This is a genomic window from Sphaerimonospora mesophila, from assembly GCF_001417795.1.
GTDB lineage: Bacteria > Actinomycetota > Actinomycetes > Streptosporangiales > Streptosporangiaceae > Sphaerimonospora > Sphaerimonospora mesophila.
Map to the genome: position 1 here is coordinate 1 of NZ_BCBX01000005.1, position 1505 is coordinate 1505.

The following is a 1505-nucleotide window of genomic DNA, read 5'->3' on the forward strand; positions in this document are numbered from 1 at the left end:
GGTCACTAGGGCACCCTCTTTCTCGCAGGCACCATTACGGTGCTTGGTGAAGGGACTCGGCGGGAGCCGGGGTGACGGCCCGATGTGGTCGCCTGTGAAGGGCCAGCATGACACCGCCGCCCCCGGCTCTCGCGAGGCTTCGGACCGGCAACAGGGAGATGCGCCGTAGAGCGCCGGTTAGTGACCGCCCGGGAGCAGGCCTCGCCGCCGTCGAGCCGCCGTCGCTGCCACCTGTAGGAGTCGAGTTGTCGCTTCCGCTTTCCCCCGCGCAGTTCTACGTCGGCCTGGACTGGGCCGCTGAGGTCCACGCCGTGTGCGTCATGGATGCCACCGGGGAGATCGCCGCGCAGTTCACGATCAACCACTCGGCCGACGGGATCGCGCTGCTGCTGCGCCGCCTGGCCAAGCACGCCGACCCCGCTGACATGCCCATCGGGATCGAACGGCCCAACGGCCGCCTGGTGGACCTGCTGCTGGAGGCCGGCCATCCGGTCGTCCCGGTCTCTCCGAACGCCATCAAGACCTGGCGGGAGGGCGAGGTGATGTCGGGCGCCAAGTCCGATGCGGGCGACGCCGCGGTGATCGCCGAGTACCTGCGGCTGCGACAGCACCGGCTGCGCGTGGCCGTTCCCTACTCCGACGACACCCGCGCGTTGCGGACCGTCGTGCGCACCCGTACCGACCTGGTCGACATGCGCGTGGCCGCCACCAATCAGCTGGCGGCGCTGCTGGCCGGCCACTGGCCCGGAGCCGGGACGCTGTTCGCTGACGTGGAATCGCCGATCAGCCTGGACTTCCTGACCCGTTACCCCACCCCGGCCTCGGCCGCGCACATCGGGGAGAAGCGGATGCAGGCGTTCATGACCAAGCACAAGTACTGCGGCCGCCGCTCGGCCGCCGCCCTGCTGCACCGGCTGCGTTCGGCCCCCGCCGGAACGAGCGGCGAGGCGCTCACCGAAGCCCTGCGCGATGCCGTCTTGGCCCTGGTCGCGGTCTTGAAGGCGTTGAACGGCGCGATCCGCGACCTGGACCGGTCGGCCGTCGCCCACCTCGGGGAGCACCCGGACGGCGAGATCTTCGCGTCGCTGCCAAGGTCGGGTCAGATCAACGCCGCCCAGATGCTCGCCGAGTGGGGCGACTGCCGGCAAGCCTACGCAAGCCCCGACTCCGTCGCAGCCCTGGCCGGATGTACCCCGGTCACGAAGGAGTCCGGCAAGCACCGGGCCGTGCACTTCCGCTGGGCCTGCAACAAACGTTTCCGCGTCGCGATGACCACGTTCGCCGACAACAGCCGGCACGCCAGCCCTTGGGCCGCGAAGATCTACACCCAGGCCCGCGCAGCGGGCAAGGACCACCCACACGCCGTCCGCATCCTGGCCCGCGCGTGGATCCGCGTCATCTACCGGTGCTGGCTGGACCGCAAACCGTACGACCCTGAACGGCATGGGGGCGCAGCCAGCCTGACCGAGCAAATCAGTGCTTGAGGTTGACACAGGGAGTGTCAT

The 1505-nt window shown here is 69.9% G+C and carries 1 protein-coding gene; it reads left to right on the forward strand.

Annotated elements, in window-relative coordinates; all coding sequences use genetic code 11:
• The first annotated feature begins 245 nt into the window (after window positions 1-245).
• On the forward strand, window positions 246-1484 hold the full coding sequence (locus tag AP234_RS00030) for an IS110 family transposase (protein ID WP_055477448.1): 1239 nt from the start codon (window positions 246-248) through the stop codon (window positions 1482-1484).
• Window positions 1485-1505: the final 21 nt, after the last annotated feature.